At 72.8% G+C, this 25240-nt stretch carries 19 protein-coding genes; 13 read left to right on the forward strand and 6 right to left on the reverse strand.

The genetic code is table 11. The annotated features are described in order from the left end of the window. Positions 1 to 45 precede the first annotated feature (45 nt). Complete coding sequence (locus tag QNO07_RS22095) at positions 46 to 3225, forward strand: LuxR family transcriptional regulator (protein ID WP_283993996.1); 3180 nt, start codon at positions 46 to 48, stop codon at positions 3223 to 3225. Here the strand turns inward: QNO07_RS22095 and QNO07_RS22100 are convergent. The 3 genes from QNO07_RS22100 to QNO07_RS22110 all read right to left on the reverse strand — a co-directional run bounded on the left by QNO07_RS22100 (position 3143) and on the right by QNO07_RS22110 (position 5776). Further along, positions 3143 to 3376, reverse strand: a complete 234-nt coding sequence (locus tag QNO07_RS22100; protein WP_283993999.1) for a DUF6191 domain-containing protein — start codon at positions 3374 to 3376, stop codon at positions 3143 to 3145. The genes QNO07_RS22095 and QNO07_RS22100 overlap by 83 nt on opposite strands. A 39-nt stretch (positions 3377 to 3415) precedes the next feature. Next, complete coding sequence (locus tag QNO07_RS22105; protein ID WP_283994000.1) at positions 3416 to 4603, reverse strand: PQQ-dependent sugar dehydrogenase; 1188 nt, start codon at positions 4601 to 4603, stop codon at positions 3416 to 3418. 156 nt (positions 4604 to 4759) lie between these two features. Next, positions 4760 to 5776 carry an aldo/keto reductase gene (locus tag QNO07_RS22110; RefSeq protein WP_283994001.1) on the reverse strand — a complete coding sequence of 339 codons (1017 nt, stop codon included), beginning with the start codon at positions 5774 to 5776 and terminating at the stop codon, positions 4760 to 4762. Positions 5777 to 5860: 84 nt separating this feature from the next. Between QNO07_RS22110 and QNO07_RS22115 the strand changes: the two genes are divergently transcribed. From QNO07_RS22115 to serA, 6 genes are all read left to right on the forward strand, one after another. Beyond that, positions 5861 to 6802, forward strand: coding sequence for a 2-hydroxyacid dehydrogenase (locus QNO07_RS22115; protein ID WP_283994002.1), 942 nt, complete (start codon positions 5861 to 5863; stop codon positions 6800 to 6802). Between the two features lie 254 nt (positions 6803 to 7056). Continuing rightward, complete coding sequence (locus QNO07_RS22120) at positions 7057 to 9969, forward strand: putative bifunctional diguanylate cyclase/phosphodiesterase (RefSeq protein WP_283994003.1); 2913 nt, start codon at positions 7057 to 7059, stop codon at positions 9967 to 9969. A 338-nt stretch (positions 9970 to 10307) separates the two neighbouring features. Further along, positions 10308 to 12176, forward strand: a complete 1869-nt coding sequence (locus QNO07_RS22125) for an acetolactate synthase large subunit (RefSeq protein ID WP_283994004.1) — start codon at positions 10308 to 10310, stop codon at positions 12174 to 12176. Between the two features lie 21 nt (positions 12177 to 12197). Next, positions 12198 to 12722 carry an acetolactate synthase small subunit gene (gene ilvN, locus QNO07_RS22130; RefSeq protein ID WP_283994005.1) on the forward strand — a complete coding sequence of 175 codons (525 nt, stop codon included), beginning with the start codon at positions 12198 to 12200 and terminating at the stop codon, positions 12720 to 12722. 113 nt (positions 12723 to 12835) lie between these two features. Continuing rightward, positions 12836 to 13834, forward strand: a complete 999-nt coding sequence (gene ilvC, locus QNO07_RS22135; protein ID WP_283994006.1) for a ketol-acid reductoisomerase — start codon at positions 12836 to 12838, stop codon at positions 13832 to 13834. A gap of 322 nt (positions 13835 to 14156) precedes the next feature. Further along, a complete protein-coding gene (serA, locus tag QNO07_RS22140) occupies positions 14157 to 15746 on the forward strand; it encodes a phosphoglycerate dehydrogenase (protein WP_283994007.1) in 1590 nt (529 codons plus the stop codon). A 123-nt stretch (positions 15747 to 15869) separates the two neighbouring features. Here the strand turns inward: serA and QNO07_RS22145 are convergent, their stop codons facing one another. Both QNO07_RS22145 and QNO07_RS22150 read right to left on the reverse strand, forming a co-directional pair. Next, the gene (locus QNO07_RS22145) at positions 15870 to 16505 is read right to left on the reverse strand and encodes an SRPBCC family protein (RefSeq protein ID WP_283994008.1); all 636 of its coding nucleotides are present in this window, start codon (positions 16503 to 16505) and stop codon (positions 15870 to 15872) included. Continuing rightward, complete coding sequence (locus QNO07_RS22150; protein WP_283994009.1) at positions 16502 to 16852, reverse strand: ArsR/SmtB family transcription factor; 351 nt, start codon at positions 16850 to 16852, stop codon at positions 16502 to 16504. The genes QNO07_RS22145 and QNO07_RS22150 overlap by 4 nt, the downstream gene beginning before the upstream one ends. A 105-nt stretch (positions 16853 to 16957) precedes the next feature. On the opposite strand from QNO07_RS22150, the gene QNO07_RS22155 reads away from it, so the two are divergent. Continuing rightward, entirely contained in the window at positions 16958 to 18262 is a 1305-nt protein-coding gene (locus QNO07_RS22155; RefSeq protein ID WP_283994010.1) for a PDDEXK family nuclease, read from the forward strand. Positions 18263 to 18328: 66 nt separating this feature from the next. On the opposite strand, the gene QNO07_RS22160 is transcribed toward QNO07_RS22155, so the two are convergent. Next, positions 18329 to 19531 (reverse strand): PucR family transcriptional regulator, encoded by a 1203-nt coding sequence (locus QNO07_RS22160; RefSeq protein WP_283994011.1) that lies wholly within the window; start codon positions 19529 to 19531, stop codon positions 18329 to 18331. Between the two features lie 197 nt (positions 19532 to 19728). Here QNO07_RS22160 and QNO07_RS22165 point away from each other — a divergent pair, with 197 nt between their 5' ends. The 5 genes from QNO07_RS22165 (at position 19729) to QNO07_RS22190 (ending at position 25202) form a co-directional block, all read left to right on the forward strand. Further along, complete coding sequence (locus QNO07_RS22165) at positions 19729 to 20655, forward strand: proline dehydrogenase family protein (protein ID WP_283994012.1); 927 nt, start codon at positions 19729 to 19731, stop codon at positions 20653 to 20655. Positions 20656 to 20786: 131 nt separating this feature from the next. Then, on the forward strand, positions 20787 to 22418 hold the full coding sequence (gene pruA / locus QNO07_RS22170; RefSeq protein WP_283994013.1) for an L-glutamate gamma-semialdehyde dehydrogenase: 1632 nt from the start codon (positions 20787 to 20789) through the stop codon (positions 22416 to 22418). 450 nt (positions 22419 to 22868) lie between these two features. Then, positions 22869 to 23600 (forward strand): HAD family hydrolase, encoded by a 732-nt coding sequence (locus QNO07_RS22180; RefSeq protein ID WP_283994014.1) that lies wholly within the window; start codon positions 22869 to 22871, stop codon positions 23598 to 23600. A gap of 277 nt (positions 23601 to 23877) precedes the next feature. Then, entirely contained in the window at positions 23878 to 24003 is a 126-nt protein-coding gene (locus tag QNO07_RS22185) for a hypothetical protein (RefSeq protein WP_283994015.1), read from the forward strand. Between the two features lie 155 nt (positions 24004 to 24158). Continuing rightward, on the forward strand, positions 24159 to 25202 hold the full coding sequence (locus tag QNO07_RS22190) for a 3-isopropylmalate dehydrogenase (protein WP_283994016.1): 1044 nt from the start codon (positions 24159 to 24161) through the stop codon (positions 25200 to 25202). Positions 25203 to 25240 lie beyond the last annotated feature (38 nt).

A 25240-nucleotide genomic window follows, 5' to 3' on the forward strand; every position in this document is an offset into this window, starting at 1 on the left:
GTGCCGGAGGCGAAAACCGGTGCCGCCGGGCCCGGACCGCGTGCGATGCTCGGTGACGTGCCTCTACCCTCCGTGAGCCCCGTCTTCGTCGGCCGGTCAGCCGAGATCACCGCACTCGGCGAGGCGCTGCGCCGCGCCGGCACCGGCGAGCCGCAGGCCGTCGTCGTCAGCGGGGAGGCGGGCGTCGGCAAGACCCGCCTGCTGGACGAGTTCCTGACCGCCGCCGGCGAGGCGGGCGCGGTGGCGGCCGTCGGCGGCTGTATCGAGATCGGTGCGGAGGGACTGCCGTTCGCACCGATCTCCACCATCCTGCGGGCCCTGCACCGGCGGCTCGGCGACAATCTCACCGCGGCGATCGCCGGGCAGGAGGGCGAGTTGGCCCGTCTGCTGCCCGAACTGGGCGAGGTGACGGCCGAGTTCCACGACGAGGACGGCCGGGCCCGGCTGTTCGAACTCACCGCCCGCCTGCTGGAGTCGCTGTCCCAGGACACCACGCTGGTCGTCGCCGTCGAGGACCTGCACTGGGCGGACCGCTCCACCCGGGAACTGTTCGCCTACCTGCTGCGCTCGGTGCACCGGGCCCGGCTCGTGCTGCTGGCGACCTACCGCTCCGACGACATCCACCGCCGCCACCCGCTGCGCCCGTTCCTCGCGGAGCTGGACCGGCTGCGCACCATCCGGCGCGTGGAACTGCCCCGGCTCAGCCGTGCCGAGGTCAGCGACCAGATCGCCGGCATCCAGGGCGGCGGTGTGCCGGCGCGTGTCCTGGTCGACGAGGTGTTCAGCCGCTCCGAGGGCAACCCGTTCTTCGTCGAGGAACTGACAGCCAACCCGTCCAACCCGTCCAACCCGTCCAACCCGTCCAACCCAGCCAACCCAGCCAACCCAGCCAACTCAGCCAACTCAGCCAACTCAGCGGGGGACCTGAGCGACTCGCTGCGGGACCTGCTGCTGGTCCGGGTGGAGGCCCTTCCGGAGGACGCCCAGCACGTGGTGCGGCTCGCCGCCGAGGGCGGCTCGGCCGTCGAGTTCCCGCTGCTGGCCGCCGTCGCCGACATGGACGGCGACGCCCTGCTCACCGCGCTGCGCACGGCCGTCGGCGCGCACGTGCTCGCACCCACCGACGACGTCGGCACCGAGGGCGGCTACCGCTTCCGGCACGCCCTCGTCCGCGAGGCCGTCTCCGACGACCTGCTGCCGGGCGAGCGCAGCGGCATCAACCGCCGCTACGCGCAGGCGCTGGAGGCCGAGCCCGCGCTGGTGCGGGCCGACCAGCGGGCGGCCCGGCTGGCCAGTTACTGGCTGCTCGCCCACCACACCGCCAAGGCGCTGCCCGCCGCACTTGACGCGGCCGTCGAAGCGCGGCGCCGCTACGCCTACGCCGAGCAGCTCCGCCTCCTGGACCGGGCGCTGGAGCTGTGGGAGGACGCCACATCGGAGACCCGGCTGGGGCTGCGCCCCTTCGACCAGGCCGAGGTCTACCCGGCGTGCGGCTGCAAGCCGGGCGGGGACGGCGGCGGTGAGGCGCTGCGCTACCTCGACCTGCTCGCCGAGACGGTGCAGGCCGCGCTGCTGGCGGGGGAGCGCAAGCGGGCCCTGGTCAGCATCAAGCGGGCGCTGCGGCTGCTCGGCGGCGAGGACCCGCTGCGGGCCGCCTGGTTCTGGGTGCAGCGCTGCAAGCTGATGGAGGGCACCGGCACCGGCGACGGCTGGGCGGAACTGAGCCGGGCACAGGAACTGGTCCGCGGACTGCCGCCGTCACCCGTGCACGCCGAGGTGATGGCGCACGTCGCCGCCTGGGAGGCCAACCACGACCCGCGGCCCGACAACCTCTCCACCGCGCAGCGCGCCGTGGAGCTGGCCGGGTTGACCGGGGCGGGCAGCATCGAACTGCACGCCCGCATCACGTTGGGCGGGCGCATGGTCGACGCCGGGGACATCGAGGCCGGACTGGCCGAGATGGCCGCCGCCGCGCAACAGGTCGCCGACACCGGCCAGGTCTCCGTACTGGGCCGGGCACACGTCAACCTCTCCTCGGCGCTGGAGAGCGTCGGCCGGTACGCGGAGGCGCTGGCCGTGGCCGACGAGGGCCTGGCCGTGGCCGACCGGTACGGGCTGCGGGACGTCAAGGCGTGGCTGCACGGCAACCGGGCGCACACGCTGCTCGCGCTGGGCCGCTGGCCGGAGGCCGAGCAGGCGGTGCTCGCGACGCGGCAGCTGGCACGCGGCGTGAAGCCACTCGCCTCGGCGGCGTTGCGCAGCGGCCGGCTGGCGCTGCTGCGCGGGCACCCGGGCCAAGCGGCGCAGGAACTGGCCGAGGCGCGGCGGCAGTTCGGCACCCATGACCCGCAGCCGCAGTACGTCATCCCGTTGACCTGTCTGGAGCTGGAGATCGAAGCGGCCCGAGGACGCACCGAGCAGACCCGGCACCTGCTCGCCCAGGCCGTGGAGGCCGGCTTCCCCATGGGGACCGCGCGCTACGCCTGGCCGCTGCTGCTCGCGGCGGTCGCGGCCGAGTCGGAGGTGCGCGGCCTGCCCGCCGCGGAGCCGGGCCGGGCGGAGGCGCTGGAACTGCTGCGCACCGCCGCCCGGCGGCTGCCGCGCCTGGTGCCGGTGTGGGCGGCCCACGGCCTGCTGTTCGACGCCGAGCTGCACCGGGCGCACGGCGGCGCGGACGCCGACCGGTGGTCGGAGGCGGTGGACGCGTTGGAGCGGGCGGAACGCCCCTACGAGGTGGCGCAGGCCCGGCTGCGGCGGGCCGAGGCCCTGCTGCTCGGCGGCGGGCGGACCGGCCGGGAGCAGGCCGCGGACGATGTGCGGGCGGCCCACGCCGAGGGGGAACGGCTGGCGGCGGTGCCGCTGAGCGAGGCCGCGGCCCGGCTCGCGGCCCGCGCGGGCGTGCCGCTGACCGAGCGGCCCACCGAACGGACCGGACCGCCGCGCCGGGCAGATCCGGCTCAGGGCTTCGGGCTCACCCGGCGCGAACGCGAGGTGCTGTGCCTGCTCGCCGCCGGCCGCAGCAACCCGCAGATCGCCGGCCAGTTGTTCATCTCACCGAAGACGGTGAGTGTGCACGTGTCGCGGATCCTGGCGAAGCTGGGCGTTGCCGGACGCGGCGAGGCCGCCGCGCTCGCGCACCGCCTCAGACTTCTCCCTGCTCCGTCTCCGACTCCTCCACCCGAGGGCGGGGCGGCAGTACGGCCGGAGGCAGTCCCGGCACGATGACGACGTGCCCCGAGTCCAGGTCGACGGGGCCGCTGCCGGAGCCGTGGTCGTCCTCCTGGACGCGGGTGTGCTCCAGTCGCCGGCGTTCGTCCTCGGCGTGCTTGATCCCGGGCGCGAAGACTTCCTCCACGCCACCGAACATCTCCGGCATGCCGGCCTCCTCACCCCGCCGCGCGGGCGGACTGGACGGTCACCGCACCTTCAGTCTCAGGATACGGTCGTCGCTGCCGCTCGGGTCGCCGCGGCCGTCGGTGTTGCTGGTGACCAGCCACAGGCCGCCCTCGCCGTCGGGCAGCACGGTGCGCAGCCGCCCGTACTCGCCCTCCAGGAACGCCTGCGGGTCGGCCACCGGCTGCTCGCCGTCCAGCGGCACGCGCCACAGCCGCTCGCCGCGCAGCCCGGCCATCCACAGCGAGCCCTCCGCCCAGGCCAGACCGCTCGGTGAGGCGTCGGCGGGACGCCACTGCTCGACGGGGTCGATGAAGCCGTCCCTGCCCGCCTTGCCCTCGACCTCGGGCCAGCCGTAGTTGCCGCCCGCCTCGATCAGGTTGAGCTCGTCCCAGGTGTTCTGGCCGAACTCCGACGCCCACAGCCGGTCGTCGGCGTCGAAGGCCAGGCCCTGCACGTTGCGGTGCCCGGAGGAGAAGACCACCGAGTCCGGCTCCGGATTGCCCTCCTCCGGCGGGGTGCCGTCGGGGTTCATCCGAAGGATCTTGCCCGCGGGGGAGTCGCCGTCCTGGGCGAGGCGGGTCTGGGCGGCGTCGCCGGTGCCGACGTAGAGCATCTTGTCGGGGCCGAACACGATCCGGCCGCCGTTGTGGATGTTGGCCTTCGGCAGGCCCTTGAAGACCACGTCCGGCTCGCCGAGCTGGCGGCCCTCCTCGCGGCGCTCGTTGTAGAGCATGCGCACGATGCGGTTGTCGGAGGCGCTGGTGAAGTACGCGTAGACGTGCCCGTCGCCGTTGGTGGCGATGCCCATCAGCCCGCCCTCGCCGCCGGGCTGGACGCCGCCGACCCGGCCCAGTTCCGTCTTCGAGCCGTCCTCGCCGGAGATGCGGTGGATCCGGCCGGTGTCGCGGGAGGAGACCAGCAGGTCGCCCTCCGGGAGCACCGCCAGGCCCCACGGCGAGTCGAGGTCCTCGGCGAGGGTGGTGGTGACCTCCACCGAGCCCTCGGCCGGGGCGGGCGAGGAGCGGCCGGCCGGTTCGTCCCCCGGCTGCTCGGACGCGGCCGGGGAGGAGGCCGAGGGGGTGTCCGGGGCCGGCGAGGAGTTGCCGTCGCCGTTCCCCGCGGCGGGCCCGCCGGAGCAGGCCGTCGTGAGCAGCAGGGCAGTCGCCAGGGCGGCTGCCAGCGCGGCCGGTCGGGCTGAGCGTCGCACGTGTCTCGGTCCTCTCGTCGCCGGAAGCGCCCCCGGGGGCGGCCCTCGCCGCCGGGCGCGGGCGCCCACCTGGATCAACGTCCCGGGCGGGTGCACGGGTTCCCGTCCCACCCCGGCGCACACCTCGCGCCGGGCGCCCCTCGGGCCGCGCGGGGATCAGTCCCAGGAACCGAGGGCCGGCGGGAGGCGGCGCAGCTCCGCCAGGTCCTCCTCGGTCAGGCGCAGCCCTGCGGCCCGGGCGTTCTCCTCCGCCCAGCGGGGCTTCTTGGTGCCCGGCACCGGCACCACGTGGCTGCCCTGCGCCAGCAGCCAGGCCAGCGCCACCTGGGCGGGTGTGGCGTCGCCGTGCCGCCGGGCCACCCGCCGCAGGCCGACCACCAGCGGCTGGTTCGCGGCCATCATCTCGGCCGTGAACCGGGGGTGCCGGGCGCGCACGTCGTCCGGCTCGAACCCGCTGCCGGGGGTCAGCGTGCCGCTGAGGAAACCGTTCCCCAGAGGCATCGCCGCGAGCAGTCCCACTCCGCGCGCCTCGCACCAGGGCAGCAGCGCGGTGAGCGCCTCCGGCGACCACACCGACAGCTCCGCCTGCACCGCGCTGACCGGGAAGACCTGCTGGAGCCGGCCGAGCTGCCGCAGCGTCTCACCGTGGAGCGGAGCCCGCTGTGCGCCCTGCGTCCTGGGAGCGCGGCGATGTACGCGGGCGCCGACCGCGCACAGTCCCAGCGCCCGCACCTTGCCGGCTGTGACCAGCTCGGCCATGGCGCCCCAGGTCTCCTCCAGCGGGACCTCCGGATCGGGCCGGTGCAGCTGGTACAGGTCGATCACGTCCGTCTGCAGCCGCCGCAGCGACGAGTCGCAGGCCCGCCGCACGTAGCCGGGACGGCCGTTCGCCACCAGGTGCTGGTCGCCCACCAGCAACCCCACCTTCGTGGAGAGGAACACCTCGTCGCGGCGCTCCTTCAGCACCCGGCCGACCAGCAGCTCGTTGGTGAAGGGCCCGTACATGTCTGCGGTGTCCAGCAGCGTCACGCCCTGGTCGAGTGCGCGGTGCAGGGTTCGCAAGGAGTCCTCGCCCACCTGCTGGGACGTCGTGTAGGCCCAGCTCATCGGCATGCAGCCGAGCCCGACCGCCCCCACCTCGAGCGCTGCCGCGCCGAGTGTCCTGCGCTCCACCTGGACGTGCTCCCTCCTCACCCTGCCGGGGACGACCCCCAAACTAACCGGTCCCCGGCGGCCGTTTCGCCTAGCCTGTGGCACATGACAACTCCGCACGTGTGGCTCCCGGTCCCGCTGGAGGACCTCGGCGACCTGCCGGCGGCCTTCACCTACCACCACTGGGACGGGGAGGAGGGGTTCCCGGCCGACCCGGCCGACTGCGCCTTCTACGTGGTGCCCTACATGAAGCCCGCGGAGGTGGCGGTCCGGCCGCTGCCGGCGATGACGTCCGTCCGCGTGGTGCAGACGCTGACCGCGGGCGTCGAGCACGTCGCCCCGGCCGTGCCGTCGCTGCCGTCCGGTGCGGTGCTCTGCAACGCCCGGGGTGTGCACGACGCGAGCACCGCCGAACTGGCGCTCACCCTGATCCTCGCCTCGCTGCGCAACGTCCCCGCCTTCGTCCACGACCAGGCCGCGCGGCGCTGGCGGCAGGCCGTCCACCCGGCGCTCGCCGACAAGTCGGTGCTGATAGTCGGCTACGGCGGCGTCGGTGCCGCCGTCGAGGACCGTCTCGTGCCGTTCGAGGTGGGCCGGGTCGACCGGGTAGCGCGCACCGCGCGGGACACCGCGCGCGGGCCGGTGCACGCGCTGTCCGAACTGCCCTCGCTGCTGCCCCTGGCCGACGTGGTGGTGCTCGCCGTGCCGCTCACGGACGACACCTCGGGGCTCGTCGGTGCGGACTTCCTGGCCCGTATGAAGGACGGCGCGTTGCTCGTCAACGTCGCCCGGGGCCGGGTGGTGGACGCCGCCGCGCTGCTCGCCGAGCTGGAGGCTGGCCGGCTGCGCGCCGCCCTGGACGTCACCGACCCCGAACCGCTGCCCGAGGACGACCCGTTGTGGAAGGCGCCGAACGTGCTCATCACCCCGCACGTGGGCGGCGCCAGCTCGGCGTTCCTGCCGCGGGCAGGGCGGCTGCTCGCGGCCCAGCTGGAGCGTTTCGCCGCCGGTGAGCCGGTGCACCACGTGGTCGCGGAGGCGCCGTGACCACGCCCGCGCGCCGGTTCCGCACCTCCGGTGCAACGCTGTGCAGGCGTTCGACTGCGGTGAGTTGACACAAACCCGCAGGTCGTCACGCTGTGTAGACGTACTATGTCCCTGTGTGACGGAACTGGTGTATCGTCCGGACGGGGGAGATACCAGGACACCCAGGGGGGCGACGGGCGAATGCGTGGCCAATGGACGAACTGCCGGATGAGGGACGGCCACCGGAGCCGGCCCCCCAGCCCGGGGGCGATGCGATGAGCACCCACCCAGCCGCGTTCGCGGGCACCGCGCGGCCCGAGACCGCCCGCCGCGGCATCCCGGTGCCGCAGGCCCTCCTGGTGCTGGCCTGCCTCGGGTACGCCACCGGCGCCCTGCTCGGCTGGGGGTCGACCCGGCTCGCCCTGATCATGGGCGACTTCGGCCTCAGCCTCGCCGCCCTGCTCGCCGCCGGGTCCTGCTTCTGGTACGCGCGCAGGCACCCGAGCCGCTTCCGGCCCGCCTGGGTGCTGTTCGGCATCTCCTCCACCATGGCAGCCCTGGGCAACGGCGTCTGGGGCTGGTACGAGGTCGTGCTGGACCGCCCGGTGCCCCCCGTCTCCCTGGCCGACTTCTGCTTCCTGCTCTTCGCCCCGCCGGCCATCATCGGCCTGCTCGTGCTCGCCAAGCGCCCGCACTCCCGCAACGGCTGGATCTGCCTCGCCCTCGACGCCTGGCTCATCGGCGGCTCGCTGCTCACCCTCTCCTGGAGCCTGGCCCTCGCCCACACCGGCGCCTGGCGGGACGCCTCCGTACCGTTCGCCGCGCTGCAACTGGCCTATCCGCTGCTGGACATCGTGCTGGTCAGCATGGTCCTCGCGCTGCACTTCCGGCGCACCTCGGTGCACCGCTCCGCGATCAACACCGCGGTCGGCGCGCTGGCCCTCACCGTGCTGTGCGACGCGCTCTTCACCTCGCCGCTGCTGCAGTCGCAGTACCGGTCCGGCCAGCTGCTCGACGCCGGATGGTTCGCCGGCTCACTGCTGCTCGCCTACGCCCCCTGGGTGCCCAGCAGCCGCCCGGCGGCGTCGGAGAGGAGCGAGTCCGAGCAGGAGGCCGCCGAGGCCAGCCGGCCGCTGGTCGGCTCGCTCGCCGCCCTCACGCCGTACCTGGCCGCCGCGGTGTGCACGCTCGGCGTGCTCTACAACGTCGCCGACGGCCGCGAGGCGGGGCGGGTCGTGCTCGTCACCTCCGGCACCGTGGTGCTCGCGCTGGTGGTGCGGCAGGGCATCATGCTGCTGGACAACCTCCGGCTGACCCGCGAACTGGCCCACAAGGAGAACCACTTCAGGTCGCTGGTGCAGGGATCGAGTGACGTCATCATGATCGCCGCCTCCAGCGGCACCCTGCGCTACGTCAGCCCCGCGGCGGTCGGCGTGTACGGGCGGGCGGCGGAGGAACTGGTCGGGTCGGAACTGCCGTCGATGATCCATCCCGACGACCGCGGCCGGTTCCTGCACGAGGTCCGGCGCTTTCTCGCCACTCCGCCCGACCAGGACGTGTCCACCCGCATCGAGTGCCGCTTCCGGCACGGCGACGGCAAGTGGCTGAACATCGAGTCCACCGTCAGCCGCTACCAGGGCGGGCTGATCTTCAACAGCCGCGACGTCACCGAGCGGGTGCGGCTCCAGGCGCAGCTCCAGCACAACGCCTCCCACGACTCGCTCACCGACCTGCCCAACCGGGCCCTGTTCACCGAACGCGTGCGCCAGTCCCTCTCCGGCCGCCGCGGCAGCGACGGGCCGCACCGGGACGCGGCGGTGCTCTTCATCGACCTCGACGGCTTCAAGGCCGTCAACGACACCATCGGCCACCAGGCCGGCGACGAGCTGCTCGTGCACGCCGGGCGCCGGCTGCTGGACTCGGTGCGGGCCGGCGACACCGCCGCCCGCCTCGGCGGCGACGAGTTCGCCGCGCTCATCCTCGGCGACGGCACCGGCGACCGGGCCGACCGCGAGGTGCGCGTCCTGGAGATCGCCGACCGGCTGCGGCAGCGGCTCTCCGAGCCCTACCGCCTGGAGGGGCGATCCGAGGTGCGGGTGGCCGCCTCCATCGGCGTCGCCTTCGCCGAACCCGGTATCTCGCCGGCCGCCCTGATGCGCAACGCCGACCTCGCCATGTACCGCGCCAAGCAGGCGGGCAAGGGCCGCGTCGAGCTGTACGCGCCGCAGCTCCAGGCCGAGATGGTACGCCGCTCGGAACTGGTCACCCGGCTGCACAGCGCCCTCAAGGACGGCGAGTTCGCGCTGCTGCACCAGCCCGTCGTGGAGCTGGCGGGCGGGCAGGTCACCGCGGTCGCCGCCCAGGCCCGCTGGCGTTCCGCCCAGGGCATGCTGTTCACGCCCGCCGAGTTCCTGCACGGCGACGCCCCCGCCGGGCGCGGAGTGGCCGGGCGCGGACCCGAGGTGGGCCGCTGGCTGCTGGAGGAGGCCGTCGCGCAGGCCGCGGAGCGGCACCGGGCAGGCCTGGCGGCACCGGTGTTCGTCCGGATGTCGGCCCGGCGCGTCATCGACCGCTCGATGGCCAGGGGCAGCGTCGAGGCACTGCTGACCCGTCACGGGCTGCCCGCGGGCGGCCTGGTGGTGGAGGTCTGCGACCACGACCCCACGGTCCCGCTGGACGAGCTGGAGAGCCGTCTGACGGCACTGCGGCGGCTCGGCGCCCAGGTGGCGCTCGACGGCTTCGGCAGCGGCTACGGGGCCGTGGCGGCGCTGCGCAGGCTCCCGGTGGACGTGCTGCGCCTGGACCGGGCCCTGGTGGAGGGGCTGGTGGAGTCGCCCCGGCTGCGGAAGATCACCACAGGGTTGCTGCGCATCGCGGCGGACCTCGGCATGGACTCGGTGGCCGACGGCGTGGACCGCCCCGAACAGGTCGGCGTGCTGCGTGCGCTGGGCTGCACCCACGGCCAGGGCATGGCCTTCGCCGGCCCGCTGGACGAGCACCGGCTGCGGCGTGCGCTGGCCGGCGGCGGCTACCCGCTGCCCGACGCCGCCGCCCCCTCGCCGCGCTCCGGGCGCTCGGTCGTGGTGGCCGGATCACTACCGGTCAGAAGGGGTGGCACGGCCGGTCCTGACCCGGTCACCCATCCTCCGTTGCGGTCACATAGTGAGACGTCCGTCCCACCCACTTGACACTCCGCAGGCGACGGGAGGAAGGTCAGTGCCATGCGCACCCGAATTCTCGTACTTGGACAGCGCGTCCGCTGACCCGGAAGGCACCGACCTTCCGTCACCACAGCGACGCGCTCCCCTCGCCTGCCTCACGGCACGAGGGGTTTTTTGTTGCACCAGCGCCACCGATCAAACCGCCCAACCCGCCCGAACGCCGCAGAACAGCTCGCACCGAGTCCCCCGCGAGTCCCGTCCACCGTCGACCGAGCGACCATCGAGAAGACGTACAGCACCATGCGATGCGCGCCCGGCACGACCCGAGTGACAACACCCTCACCTCAGCCGAGAAGAGAAAGCCGATGACCGAGCAGGCCACCGGGGCCCCCCGTCCGCAGCCGCGGGCCCGAAACGGCGGACAGCAGCAGACCGCCACCGTCGAGCACGTGACGGGAGCGCAGTCCCTCATCCGTTCTCTTGAGGAGGTCGGCGCCGACACCGTGTTCGGCATCCCGGGCGGCGCCATCCTGCCCGCGTACGACCCGATGATGGACTCGTCCAGGGTCCGGCACGTCCTGGTCCGCCACGAGCAGGGCGCCGGGCACGCCGCCACCGGCTACGCGCAGGCCACCGGCCGGGTCGGCGTCTGCATGGCCACCTCGGGCCCGGGCGCGACCAACCTCGTGACCCCGATCGCCGACGCGCACATGGACTCGGTGCCGCTCGTCGCGATCACCGGCCAGGTCGCCTCCAAGGCCATCGGCACCGACGCCTTCCAGGAAGCCGACATCTGCGGCATCACGATGCCGATCACCAAGCACAACTTCCTGGTCACCGACCCCGCGGACATCCCGCGCACCATCGCCGAGGCGTTCCACATCGCCTCCACCGGCCGCCCGGGACCGGTCCTGGTCGACATCGCCAAGGACGCCCTGCAGGCGCAGACCACCTTCCAGTGGCCGCCCACCCACGACCTGCCCGGCTACCGCCCGGTCACCAAGCCGCACGCCAAGCAGATCAAGGAGGCGGCCAAGCTGATCAGCGAGGCCCGCCGCCCGGTGCTCTACGTCGGCGGCGGCGTGCTGAAGGCGCAGGCCACCGCCGAGCTGAAGGTGCTCGCCGAGCTGACCAAGGCGCCCGTCACCACCACCCTGATGGCGCTCGGCGCGTTCCCCGACAGCCACCCGCTGCACGTCGGCATGCCCGGCATGCACGGTGCGGTCGCCGCCGTCACCGCCCTGCAGAAGTCGGACCTGATCATCGCGCTCGGCGCCCGGTTCGACGACCGGGTCACCGGCAGGCTGGACTCCTTCGCGCCGTTCGCGAAGGTCGTGCACGCCGACATCGACCCGGCCGAGATCGGCAAGAACCGCGTCGCGGACGTGCCGATCGTCGGCGACGCCCGCGAGGTCATCGCCGACCTGGTCGTGGCCGTCCAGGCCGACTGGGAGGCCGGCCAGCAGGGTGAGGCCGCCCGCGGCGGCTACGCCGAGTGGTGGCAGCAGCTCAGCCGCTGGCGGGACACCTACCCGCTGGGTTACGACGTGCCCGAGGACGGCTCGCTCGCCCCGCAGCAGGTCATCGAGCGCATCGGCCAACTGGCCCCGGAGGGGACGATCTTCGCGGCGGGCGTCGGCCAGCACCAGATGTGGGCCGCCCACTTCGTCAAGTACGAGCGGCCCGCGACCTGGCTCAACTCCGGCGGCCTGGGCACCATGGGCTACGCAGTGCCGGCCGCGCTCGGCGCCAAGGCCGGCGTCCCGGACCGCACGGTCTGGGCGATCGACGGCGACGGCTGCTTCCAGATGACCAACCAGGAGCTGGCCACCGCCGCGCTCAACAACATCCCCATCAAGGTCGCCATCATCAACAACGGCGCCCTGGGCATGGTCCGCCAGTGGCAGACCCTGTTCTACAACCAGCGCTACTCCAACACCGTGCTGCACAGCGGCCCCGACGCCGACGGCAAGCAGCCCTCGGCCGGGACCCGCGTCCCGGACTTCGTCAAGCTGGCGGAGGCGATGGGCTGCGTGGGCATCCGCTGCGAGGACCCCTCGGAGCTGGACGCGGTGATCGAGAAGGCCAACTCCATCAACGACCGCCCGGTGGTCGTGGACTTCATCGTCCACGAGGACGCCATGGTCTGGCCCATGGTCGCGGCCGGCACCTCCAACGACGAGGTCCTGGCGGCGCGCGGCGTCCGTCCCGACTTCGGCGACAGTGACGACTGAGAGAGCGAGAGAGTCCATCCCATGTCCAAGCACACGCTCTCCGTCCTGGTGGAGAACAAGCCCGGCGTCCTCGCCCGGATCACCGCCCTGTTCTCCCGCCGCGGCTTCAACATCGACTCGCTCGCGGTCGGCACCACCGAGCATCCCGACATCTCGCGCATCACCATCGTGGTGACCGTCGAGGACCTGCCGCTGGAGCAGGTCACCAAGCAGCTCAACAAGCTCGTCAACGTCCTCAAGATCGTCGAGCTGGAGAGCGGCGCGGCCGTCCAGCGTGAACTCGTTCTGGTGAAGGTCCGCGCCGACAACGAGTCCCGTTCGAAGATCGTCGAGATCGTGCAGCTGTTCCGCGCCAAGACCGTGGACGTCGCCCCCGAGGCCGTCACGATCGAGGCCACCGGCAGCAGCGACAAGCTCGAAGCGATGCTGAAGATGCTGGAGCCCTTCGGAATCAAGGAACTCGTGCAGTCCGGCACGATCGCCATCGGACGCGGCGCGCGGTCCATCACCGACCGGTCACTGCGCGCGCTCGACCGGACCGCATAGCGAGACGCAAGGCTCCCTCCCCGGCGACTCCCCGCCGACCGTCATACGGTGAACCCCACAAGCGGGTCCGCCCCTGACGAAACCCGCCCCACCGCAACAAGGAGATATCCGAAGTGGCCGAGCTGTTCTACGACGCCGACGCCGACCTGTCCATCATCCAGGGCCGCAAGGTGGCGGTCCTCGGTTACGGCAGCCAGGGCCACGCCCACGCGCTGTCCCTGCGCGACTCGGGTGTCGACGTCCGGGTGGGCCTGCACGAGGGCTCCAAGTCCAAGGCCAAGGCCGAGGAGCAGGGTCTGCGCGTGGTCACGCCCGCCGAGGCCGCCGCCGAGGCCGACGTCATCATGGTCCTGGTCCCGGACCCCATCCAGGCCAAGGTCTACGAGGAGTCCGTCAAGGAGCACCTCAAGGACGGCGACGCGCTGTTCTTCGGCCACGGCTTCAACATCCGCTTCGGCTTCATCCAGCCGCCGGCCGGTGTCGACGTCTGCATGGTCGCCCCCAAGGGCCCCGGCCACCTGGTGCGCCGCCAGTTCGAGGAGGGCCGCGGCGTGCCGTGCATCGCGGCCGTCGAGCAGGACGCCACCGGCAAGGGCTTCGAACTGGCCCTGTCCTACGCCAAGGGCATCGGCGGCACCCGCGCCGGCGTCATCAAGACCACCTTCACCGAGGAGACCGAGACCGACCTGTTCGGTGAGCAGGCCGTGCTCTGCGGCGGAGCCTCCGCCCTGGTCAAGGCCGGTTTCGAGACCCTGGTCGAGGCCGGCTACCAGCCGGAGATCGCCTACTTCGAGTGCCTGCACGAGCTGAAGCTCATCGTCGACCTCATGTACGAGGGCGGCCTGGACAAGATGCGCTGGTCGGTCTCCGAGACCGCCGAGTGGGGCGACTACGTGACCGGCCCGCGGATCATCAACGACCAGACCAAGGTCGAGATGAAGAAGGTGCTCACCGAGATCCAGGACGGCACCTTCGCCAGGAACTGGATGGCCGAGTACAACGCCGGTCTGCCCAAGTACAACGAGTACAAGAAGACCGACAGCGACAGCCTCCTGGAGAGCACCGGCCGTGAGCTGCGCAAGCTCATGAGCTGGGTCGACGACGAGGCCTGAGCAGCAGGCAGGCCCGTGGACGGCGCACGCCGTCCGTGACGCGGTCGCAGGGCCGGCAGTGCCTCCGGAAGACGGCACGGGACGGGCGGACCCCCGCCCGTCCTGTGCCCCCCCGGACGCGCCCCTGCGCCCGTGGTGCTCCACGCACGAGTGATCCTTGCCGGGAAGTGGCCGGTGGCCCGCACCGCGCCGATAGACTGCCGTCCACAAGCGCGCCACAGGCTCACAGCGTCGTGCGTCTCCACGCGGCTGCCAACCTCCACCGCCTTCGGCCGTCGGGACGCGGCCGTCCGCAACGGAACCAGTGAGGACTGAGACCGAAGTGAGCAAGCCCGTAGTACTCATTGCCGAGGAGCTCTCCCCGGCCACGATCGACGCACTCGGCCCCGACTTCGAGATCCGGCAGTGCAACGGAGCCGACCGGAGCGAGCTGCTCGCCGCGATCGCCGACGTTGACGCCATCCTGATCCGCAGCGCCACCAAGGTCGACGCCGAGGCCATCGCCGCGGCCCGCCGCCTGCGTGTGGTGGCCCGGGCCGGCGTCGGCCTGGACAACGTGGACGTCTCCGCCGCCACCAAGGCCGGCGTGATGGTCGTCAACGCGCCGACCTCCAACATCGTCACCGCCGCCGAGCTGGCCTGCGGCCTGATCGTCGCCACCGCCCGCAACATCCCGCAGGCCAACACCGCGCTCAAGCAGGGCGAGTGGAAGCGCAGCAAGTACACCGGCGTCGAACTCTCCGAGAAGACGCTCGGCGTGGTCGGCCTCGGCCGGATCGGCGTGCTGGTGGCCCAGCGCATGTCGGCCTTCGGAATGAAGGTCGTCGCCTTCGACCCGTACGTGCAGGCCGCCCGTGCCGCGCAGATGGGCGTCAAGCTCCTCAGCCTCGACGAGCTGCTGGAGGTCTCCGACTTCATCACCGTGCACCTGCCGAAGACGCCAGAGACGCTCGGTCTCATCGGCGACGAGGCGCTGCACAAGGTCAAGCCGTCGGTGCGGATCATCAACGCCGCACGCGGCGGCATCGTGGACGAGGCCGCGCTGGCCACCGCGCTCAAGGAGGGCCGGGTCGCCGGCGCCGGCCTCGACGTGTACTCCACCGAGCCCTGCACCGACTCGCCGCTGTTCGAGTTCGACCAGGTCGTGGCGACCCCGCACCTGGGCGCGTCCACCGGTGAGGCGCAGGAGAAGGCCGGTGTGTCGGTGGCCCGCTCGGTCCGTCTGGCGCTCGCCGGCGAGCTGGTCCCGGACGCCGTCAACGTCCAGGGCGGCGTGATCGCCGAGGACGTGCGCCCGGCTCTGCCGCTCGCCGAGCGGCTGGGCCGCATCTTCACCGCGCTGGCCGGCGAGGTCGCCGTCCGCCTCGACGTGGAGGTGTACGGCGAGATCACCCAGCACGACGTCAAGGTGCTGGAGCTGTCGGCGCTCAAGGGCGTCTTCGAGGACGTCGTGGCCGAGACGGTCTCCTATGTCAACGCGCCGCTGTTCGCGCAGGAGCGCGGGGTCGAGGTGCGGCTCACCACGTCCAGCGACTCGCCCGACCACCGCAACCTGGTGACGGTGCGCGGCACGCTCAGCAGTGGCGAGGAGGTCTCGGTGTCCGGCACCCTGGCCGGCCCCAAGCACCTGCAGAAGATCGTCGCCGTCGGCGAGCACGACGTGGAGCTGAGCCTCGCCGACCACATGGCGTTCCTGCGCTACGCCGACCGCCCCGGCGTGGTCGGCACCGTCGGCCGCATCCTGGGTGAGGCCGGCGTCAACATCGCGGGCATGCAGGTCTCCCGCGCGGAGGAGGGCGGCGAGGCGCTGGTCGCGCTCACCGTGGACGACACCATCCCGCCCGCCGTGCTGGCCGAGATCGCCGAGGAGATCGGCGCGCACTCCGCCCGCGCGGTCGACCTCACGGACTGACGCCTGCCGCCGGGCCGTCGCGCCCGGTTCGGGTCGCAGGCAGGCCCGGCGCGCACCTGGAGCCGCCCCCGCCACTGGCGGGGCGGCTCCAGGTGCGTGTGCCGCCCGGTCCGCGGCGGGCTGTCACCCTGCCGTGCTCTCCCCGGTGTAGAACGCGGTGGTGGCAGCGGTCTGCTCGGCGACGAGGGCCGCCGGCTCACCGGCCGCGCGGGACGCCTCGCCCCAGGCGCGTGCGCTCAGCGCCGCCGCCTGCTTGCCCTCGTCGGAGGTCTCCCACGCCCCGGCCGGGATCTGCCCGCCGCTCAGGTGAACGTCGAGTGCCAGCAGGCCGAGGTCCCAGCCGACACCAGTCGCTCCGGGCCCGTACTGCTCCCAGAACTCCTCCGGCACCATCGCCACATGCTCCAGTTCGAGCACGGTGCGCTCCTTGCCGTCCGGAGCGAGCCGCACCTCGACCTCGCTGAAGTCCGGATCGGGCCCGTAAAGCCAGCTCACCCGAAGCAGCTCCGGTGCCTCGCACGCCAGGATCTCGCCGCCCGCGTTGCCCTGGAGCTGGTACCGGCCGCCGACCGCGAGCTCGCCGCTGACGGGCAGGAACCACCGCGCGATGCGCTCGGGTGAGGTCACGGCGTCCCACACGTCGGCGATCCCGGCGTCGTAGGTGCGCCGTAGCAGCATGGTGCGGGCGTCACCGGCCTCCACCTTCCGGCTGCCGGTCTTCCGGTGCAGCCGGTTGATCTCGTGGGCGATGTCGTTCATTCCGGATCACTTCCCTCTGTCGCTCTGCGCTCGCGTCTGCCGCGGGCCAGTTCCGTGCCCAGTGCGTCGAGCCGCTGCTCCCAGAACCCGCGGAACCGCTCCAGCCACGCGTCGACCTCCCGCAGCGGCGCCGCCTCGACGGCGTACAGCCGCCGGGTGCCCTCGGCCCGCACGGACGCGAAGCCGTTCTCCCGCAGGACGCGCAGGTGCTGCGACACGGCCGGCTGCGATATGCCGAACTCCTCCTGCACCACGGCACCTAGCGCACCGGACGACTGTTCGCCGGAGGCGAGCAGCTCCAGTATCCGGCGCCTGACCGGATCTCCCAGGACGTCGAAGGCGTGCATACGGCGACTATGGCAGCAGCTGTTTATATAAGTCAATGCTTATAGCTTCGCTCGGTCGCAGGGGCCAGGCCCAGGTTGTCCGTGGCCGGCCGCAGAATGGCGGACATGATCCAGACGCTTCCACTGGCCCTCCCGGCCTCGCTGGTGGACCTGCACCGCATCGACCTGTCGGCCCTGTACTCCACGGGCTGGGGTGTTGAGGCGAGCGACGTCGTGGGCGCGCCGAACGGCGAGGTGTACGCGCTGTACCTCGTGTACCGACACACCCACGGAGTGGCGCGTGACGAACCCGACCCGGCGAAGGCGAACTTCGGGTACCGGCTCATCGCCCGCTACTCGGCGGGGGGTGAGCTGCTGGCGAGCGCGGTGTGCTGCGCCCCGGACAGCGAGGGCAACGCCTCGGCCGTGCTGAACGGCAGCGACATGACGCTGTGCGTGCTGCCGGACGGCACCCTGGCGGTAAGCGGCGACCCGGACTCCACCACGCTGATCACGCCCGACCTGAACCGGGTGGTCGCCGGGTACGAGGGCAGGGCGCGGCGCCCCTTCGAGGAAGTCTCGCCGGACGACGCCTTCGCCAGTTCGATCAGCGTCACACCGTCGGGCCGCCTGCTGTGCGCCACGACGGAGTACGGGGTGTGGGACCGCAGTATCCAGATCCTGAACCTCGTGGGCGTGGCCGACGGTGCTCTGACGTCCACGTCCAAGCCTGCGATCGAAGCGCTCGCCGTGCTCGGCCCCGCCCGGAAGAGCGACGGCGCCCCGCGCGCCCACGTCCGGTACCGGGGCCGGCCGGTCGACCTGGAGAACCGTCCCCGGCCGGCGCTGACCGAAAGGGTGACCGGCGAGACCTCGTACGCGTGGGACGACTCCCGGCTCGGGCGCCCGGTGCCGCTGGCCGAGGACCTGTTCGTCGTCCCGTTCTTCGCCCGGACCTTCCGCAGCGGCAGCCGCGGACAGCCGTTCGCCTTCGCTCTCGTCAACGGCCAGGGTGAGATGACGGGCCGGCTCCAGGGGCTGCACGAGTGGAACGACTCGCCGTTCACCGGCTCCTGCTTCGCCGTGGCCGCCGACCCGCGGCGAGGCCGCGCCTTCCACCTCAACCGCTACGGGCTGTACGCCTGGGGCAGGGACGGGGTTCTCCGCGCCAGGCTCGACACGCAGAACAAGGCGTTCACGCCGCTGACCCGCTTCACCCTCACCGCCTGCTCGCCCGCCGGTGACCTTCTGCTGGTCCACCGCAAGCAGCACCTCGTCCTGTGCATACCCGCTCCGGACGATCTCGGCGACCTCGCCTCCTCCGTCGAGCAGGCACTGCGCACCTTCGCCAGGCAGCGCACCGCCCTGAAGGGGGAGTGGTCACCCGTCAACTGGCACTGGACGCACACGTCGGCGGCCCGTCACCTCTGAGGAGGTGCCGGTGGTGCCACGGCGGTGTCGGAGCGGGGCGCTCCGGCGCTGTCGGGCCGGCACCGCTCACAGCCGGGCTGACTTCAGGGCCATGTGCAGCAGCAGGCGGTCGGTGCCCTCGTCCAGGTCGAGGCCGGTGAGCTGCTCGACGCGGGACAGCCGGTAGTAGAGCGTCTGGCGGTGGATGCCCAGGGCCGCCGCGGTGCGGCCGGCCTGGCCCGCGTGGTCGAGGAAGACCTCCGCGGTGCGGGCCATCTCGCGGTGGCCGGGTTCCAGCAGCACGCGCACGGCCGGGTCGGCGCGCACCGGCGCCGGCAGCGCGGTCAGCAGCCGGTGCGCGCCGAGGTCGCCCCAGCGGGCGACCGGGCCCAGCCGGGTTTCCGCGCGGGCCGCGCGGGCGGCGGCGAGCGCCTGCGACCAGGCCTCCCGCAGGCCGTCGAGGCCGTGCCGGACGTCGCTGACGCCGGCCGCCGGCGCGGCCGTGCCGGCCGGGCCACCGGCCCGCGGCGAGCGCAGCAGCCGCTCCGCGGCTGCGCGGGCCGACTCGGCGGACGCGGCCGAGCGCAGCCGCACCACCGCGGCGAGTGCGGTCGGGTGGCCGTGCCGGGCGGGCAGGGCGCTCAGCACCGGCACGTTCGGCATGCCGGCCTGCGCGGTGTCCTGACCGGGGCCGAGGGCGCCCTCCCGCTCCTCGCCCTCCTGCCAGGGCGCCACGGCGACGAGTGCCAGCGGCCACGTCTCCGCGCCGCCGAGTGCCGCGGACAGTTCGGCGGCTGCGGCGTCCGCGTCCCGGGCGGCGGCCGTGAGCGCGGCCCGCAGCAGCTCGCCCAGCCGGGCACCGGCCCGGGCCTCGGCGGCGAGCAGCGCGCCGATCCGGGCGGCGCCGGCCATCGCCTCGGCCAGCCGGGGGTCGTCGAGCGGCCGGGCGCCGTCGTCCAGCAGCCAGACGTAGCCGTAGACCACACCGCCGTGCCGGACCGGCAGGCAGATCCGGCCCTTCACCACTCCGGCCGACGGGTCCGGCGGGATGCGCACCGGCCCGGTGGCCCGGGTGATGCCGAAGCCCTCGAACCACTCGCGCACCGCCGCGGTGGACCGCCGCTGCATGATCGAGCGGGTGCGCACCGGGTCCATGACGAGGTCGGCGTCGTCGCCGGCGCTCTCGTGGGCGCCGAACGCGATCAGCCCGAAGTCGCGGTTCTCCAGGGTGGCGGGGGTGCCGAGCAGGGCCGACACCTCGTCGATCAGCTCCTGGTAGTCCTCCCGCATCGACCGTGTCGCCTCCGTGCTCCAGCGCCCTGCCCGCCGCAGGTCTCCGCTGCCATTGTCCTACAGCATTCTCATACAGATGTCTGAGATCCGGGACACGGACCCGTGACAGCTGTCGATGGCAGCGCACCGGCGCGATCCTTAGGTTTCACGGTGGCTCACCTTGCCGTTCAACGAACCGTCCCGTGGAGGTGCCCGTGCTGGGTCCCGTGCTTCTCGCCGCCGCGCGCAGCGACAGCATCCGCCGTATCGTCTCGGCCGCACCGGTCACCCGCCCCGTGGTGAACCGGTTCGTCGCAGGCGAGCGGCTCGACGCGTCCATGGCCGCCGTGCGGTCCCTCACCGCCCGCGGGCTCGACGTCACCCTCGACCACCTGGGCGAGGACATCACCGACCGGGCCGAGGCCCGCCGGAACCGCGACGCCTACCTGGCGCTCACCGAGGCGCTGAGCGCCGAGGGCCTCGGTGACCGGGCCGAGATGTCGGTGAAGCTGTCCGCCTTCGGCCAGGCCCTGCCCGGTGGGCACGACCTCGCCTACGAGAACGTGCTGCCGGTGGTGGAGGCCGCCGCCGAGGCCGGGACCACCGTCACGCTCGACATGGAGGACCACACCACGGTCGACTCCACGCTCGCCGTGCTGGCGCAGCTGCGCACCCGTTTCCCGCAGACCGGCGCCGTCGTCCAGTCCTACCTGTTCCGCACCGAGGACGACTGCCGGGCGCTGGCCGGCGCCGGGTCGCGCGTGCGGCTCGTGAAGGGCGCCTACAAGGAGCCCGCGGACGTCGCCTTCCAGGACAAGCGGGACGTCGACCGGGCCTATGTGCGCTGCCTGAAGATCCTCATGGCGGGCAAGGGCTATCCGATGATCGGCTCGCACGATCCGCGCATGGTCGCCATCACACAGGAGCTCGCCGGCCGCTACGGTCGCAAGCAGGACGAGTACGAGTTCCAGATGCTCTACGGCATCCGGGAGGCCGAGCAGCGGCGGCTGGTCGCCGACGGGCACCGCATGCGCGTCTACGTGCCGTACGGCACCGACTGGTACGGCTACTTCATGCGGCGCCTCGCCGAGCGCCCGGCCAACCTGGCCTTCTTCCTGCGCTCGCTCGCGACCCGCGGCTGACCGCCGCGCTGCCGCGCTGCCGCGCTGCCGCGCTGCCGCGCTGCCGCGCTGCCGCGCTGCCGCGCTGCCGCGCTGCCGACAAGAGAAAACACCGACCTCACCTCCCCGACCCAGAAGGAGACACGGCCGCCATGGACGCTGTGACCCAGGTACCCGCCCCGTACAACGAGCCGGTGCACGGCTACGCGCCCGGCAGCCCGGAGCGCGCCCGGCTCGAGGCCAAGCTGAAGGAACTGGCGGACAACCCCGTCGACCTGCCGATGACGATCAACGGCGAGAAGCGCATGGGCGGCGGTGAGCGCTTCACCGTCGTGCAGCCGCACCAGCACGCCTCGGTGCTGGGCACCTACGCCAACGCCACCCGCGCCGACGCGCAGGACGCGATCGACGCCGCGCTGGCCGCCGCCCCGGCGTGGCGTGCGATGTCGTTCGACGACCGCGCCGCGATCATCCTGAAGGCCGCCGAGCTGCTGGCCGGCCCGTGGCGCGAGACCATCGCCGCCTCCACCATGCTGGGCCAGTCCAAGACCGCCCAGCAGGCCGAGATCGACGCGCCCTGCGAGCTGGTCGACTTCTGGCGCTTCAACGTGCACTTCGCGCGGGAGCTGCTCACCGAGCAGCCCCCGATCCAGCCGAAGGGCGTGTGGAACCGGATGGACCACCGTCCGCTGGAGGGCTTCGTCTACGCGATCACCCCCTTCAACTTCACCGCCATCGCCGGCAACCTGCCGACCGCGCCCGCGCTGCTGGGCAACGTCGTGGTGTGGAAGCCCTCACCGACGCAGACGCACTCCGCGGTGCTGCTCATGGAGCTGCTGGAGGAGGCCGGCCTGCCCAAGGGCGTCATCAACCTGGTGACGGGCGACGGCAAGGAGGTCTCCGAGGTGGCGCTGCCGCACCCGGAGCTGGCCGGCGTGCACTTCACCGGTTCCACCGCCACCTTCCAGTACCTGTGGAAGGAGGTCGGCAACAACATCGAGCGGTACCGCTCCTACCCGCGCATCGTCGGTGAGACGGGCGGCAAGGACTTCATCGTCGCGCACCCGACCGCCGACCCGGCGATCCTGAAGACCGCGATCGTGCGGGGCGCCTTCGAGTACCAGGGCCAGAAGTGCTCGGCCGCGTCGCGCGCCTACATCGCCCGGTCCCTCTGGGACGGCGGACTGAAGGACGACCTGGCAGCTGAGGTCGAGGGACTGACCATGGGTGACGTCAGCGACCTGTCGAACTTCATGGGCGCCGTCATCGACGACCGGGCGTTCGCCAAGAGCAAGGCCGCCATCGACCGGGCCAAGGAGGACCCCACCTGCGAGATCGTCGCCGGCGGGACCTGCGACGACTCGGTGGGCTACTTCGTCCGTCCGACGGTGATCGCCTGCTCCGACCCGGAGAACGAGGTGTTCCGCACCGAGTACTTCGGCCCGATCATCGCCGTGCACGTCTACGAGGACGGCGACTTCGACGCGGTCGTCGAGCAGATGGAGTCGGTCTCGGCGTACGCGCTGACCGGCGCGGTGCTCGCGAAGGACCGGCAGGTCCTCGCCGCGGCCTCGGAGAAGCTGCGGTTCGCCGCGGGCAACTTCTACCTCAACGACCGCCCGACCGGCTCCATCGTCGGTCAGCAGCCCTTCGGCGGCGGTCGCGCGTCCGGCACCAACGACAAGGCGGGTTCGAAGTTCAACCTGCAGCGCTGGGTGTCGCCGCGGGCCATCAAGGAGACGCAGGTCGCGCCGACCGACTACCGCTACCCGCACATGGGCTGACCCCGCCCCGGGTGGCCGGCCGTTCCCCGCGGCCGGCCACCCGCCGCCGGACCGCTGCCGGCGCCGCGTCCTCCCTCCCCTGACGACGCGGCGCCGGCAGCCGCGCGTCCACGCCCAGGCCGCTGCCCGTGTTCGTCGCGGGCCCACATGGCGTGGCCCACGGTCTCGCCCCCGGCGTGCACGGCCAGCGAGTGCCACTCGCCCCCCGTACAGGGACAGCAGCAGGTAGCGGGCCGCCAGGGCGGCGACGAACTCCCGCTGCTCGTCGAACGGCGCCACGTCGGCCACTGCCCGCCAGCCGTCCGCGGTCACCTGGTGCAGGGTGAGCTCCCTGCCGTGCCGATCGTGCCTCGTATGGTCCACGATGGTGCGTACGACCACAGCGGGCGCGGGGCGGCACGCGGTTTTCGGGCCGCGGTCGGCCGCGGGACGGAAAGGCGGACGGCGGCCATGCGCATTCGGGCGGTGCTCTGGGACGTGGACGACACCCTCTTCGACTACACCGGCGCGGACCGGCTCGCGGCGCTGGGCCACCTGGCCGCCGAGGGCCTGCTCGACGGCTACGGCACGCCGGAGGCCGCACTGGAGCACTGGCGGGCCGTGATGGAGCAGGCGTTCGCCCGGTTCCTCGCGGGTGAGCTGGACTTCCTCGGGCACCGCAGGGAGCGGGCCCGCGGTGTGGCCGGCCTGGACCTGGCCGACGCCGAGGCCGACGAGTGGTTCGGGCGCTACGTGGCACGCTACGAGGCCGAGTGGGCGCTCTTCCCCGACGTGCTGCCGGTGCTGGACGCGCTGGCCGACGGCTACCGGCACGGGGTGCTGTCCAACTCCTCCACCCGCAACCAGGACCGCAAGCTGCGCACCCTGGGCGTGCGCGACCGCTTCGAGGTGCTGGTCTGCGCGGAGGACCTGCGCTGCGCCAAACCCGATCCGGGGGCGTTCGCAGCGGCCTGTGAGGCGATGGGACTGCCGCCGGAGGAGGTCGTCTACGTGGGGGACCAGCTCGTCACGGACGCCCAGGGCGCGCGCGCCGCCGGCCTCACCGGCGTCTGGCTGGACCGGCTCGGCACGGGCGGCACCTGGACGCCGCGCATCGGCGGCCTGGCGGAGCTGCCCGGACTGCTCGGCCGGCTGCCCGCGGACCGCGCCGCCGCCCAGCCGGGCGGGCAATGGCCCGTCTGACGGCTGGACCCCGCCCGCAGGCCCTGCCGGCCGCGGTGCTCCACCGCAGGTCGAGCGCTTCTCGTCTCAGATAGTAGGAAGGCCAACTATTTAGCGAGACATTACAGCGAACCCCTCGTACCTTGGTAGCAGCCGAACGATTCGCTCCATCCAGCGAACGGCGGATGAGGCGCGGTGCGCCACGGCAGGTGACCCCTGCCGCACCGCTCGCCCCCGCCCCTTGCGGCACGCATGAATCCGCTGTCTTTCCGGGTTTGTCTGCTGAAGGAGCATCACCATGGAGACCACCGCACGCCGTCGCGCCCGCCACGCCGCCACCGACGACACCGACCGCAAGAAGGCCGCCGCCGCCCTGCAGCGCGCCCTCGACCGCCGTGACAACGGCGGCGCCACCGGGCACTGATCCGCCCGCCCTGCCGCCACACCGCCGGGCTCGCATGTGCGCGCCGCTCCCGTCCCGCCCCCGCGTTGCCGAGGCGGGACGGGGAGGCCGCCCCCGTCCGTCCACATGGTGAAAGGCTTGTATCAGCCCATGGACGTCCTAGTAGTGTCCGCGGCATGACGCGAAGCATCGATCTCGCAGTGATCCCCGGCGACGGCATCGGCCGGGAGGTCGTGTCCCAGGGCCTCAAGGTCCTGACCGCGGTCCTCCCGCAGGACGTCAAGCTGGAGACCAAGGAGTACCGGCTCGGAGCCGAGCGCTGGCATGCGACGGGGGAGACCCTGCCCGATGCCGAGCTCGAACAGCTCAAGGGCCACGACGCACTCCTGCTGGGCGCCATCGGCGACCCGTCGGTCCCCTCCGGCGTGCTGGAGCGGGGGCTGCTGCTCAAGCTGCGCTTCGCCTTCGACCACTACGTGAACCTGCGGCCCTCCAAGCTGTTCCCGCAGACGCCGACCCCGCTGGCCGGCCGCCCCGACATCGACTTCGTCGTGGTCCGCGAGGGCACCGAGGGCCCCTACGTCGGCAACGGCGGCAGCCTGCGCACCGGCACGCCCGCCGAGGTGGCCACCGAGGTCAGCCTCAACACCGCGTACGGCGTGGAGCGCGTCGTCCGGGACGCCTACGAGCGGGCCAACGCACGGCCGCGCCGCAAGCTGACGCTCGTCCACAAGAACAACGTGCTCGTCTACGCCGGCCACCTGTGGAAGAACATCTTCGACCGGGTCGGCGCCGAGTACCCGGACGTCACCACCGACTACCTGCACGTCGACGCCGCCACGATCTTCCTGGTCAACGACCCGGCGCGGTTCGACGTGATCGTCACCGACAACCTGTTCGGCGACATCATCACCGACCTCGCCGCCGCCATCAGCGGCGGCATCGGCCTGGCCGCCTCGGGCAACATCAACCCGACCGGGGAGTTCCCCTCGATGTTCGAGCCGGTGCACGGCTCCGCCCCGGACATCGCCGGAACCGGCAAGGCCGACCCCACCGCGACGGTGCTCTCCGTCGCGCTGCTGCTGCGGCACCTCGGCTTCGAGGCCGAGGCCACCCGGATCGAGGACGCCGTCACCGCGGACCTCGCCGAGCGGGACCCCGCGGTCGCGCGCACCACCGACCAGATCGGTGACGCGCTCGCGGTACGCGTAGCGAGCTAGCCCGACGCGTGCACAGCGCCGGGCCTCCGCGCCCGGCT

The sequence above is a fragment of the Streptomyces sp. 549 genome, assembly GCF_030124175.1.
Taxonomy (GTDB): domain Bacteria; phylum Actinomycetota; class Actinomycetes; order Streptomycetales; family Streptomycetaceae; genus Streptomyces.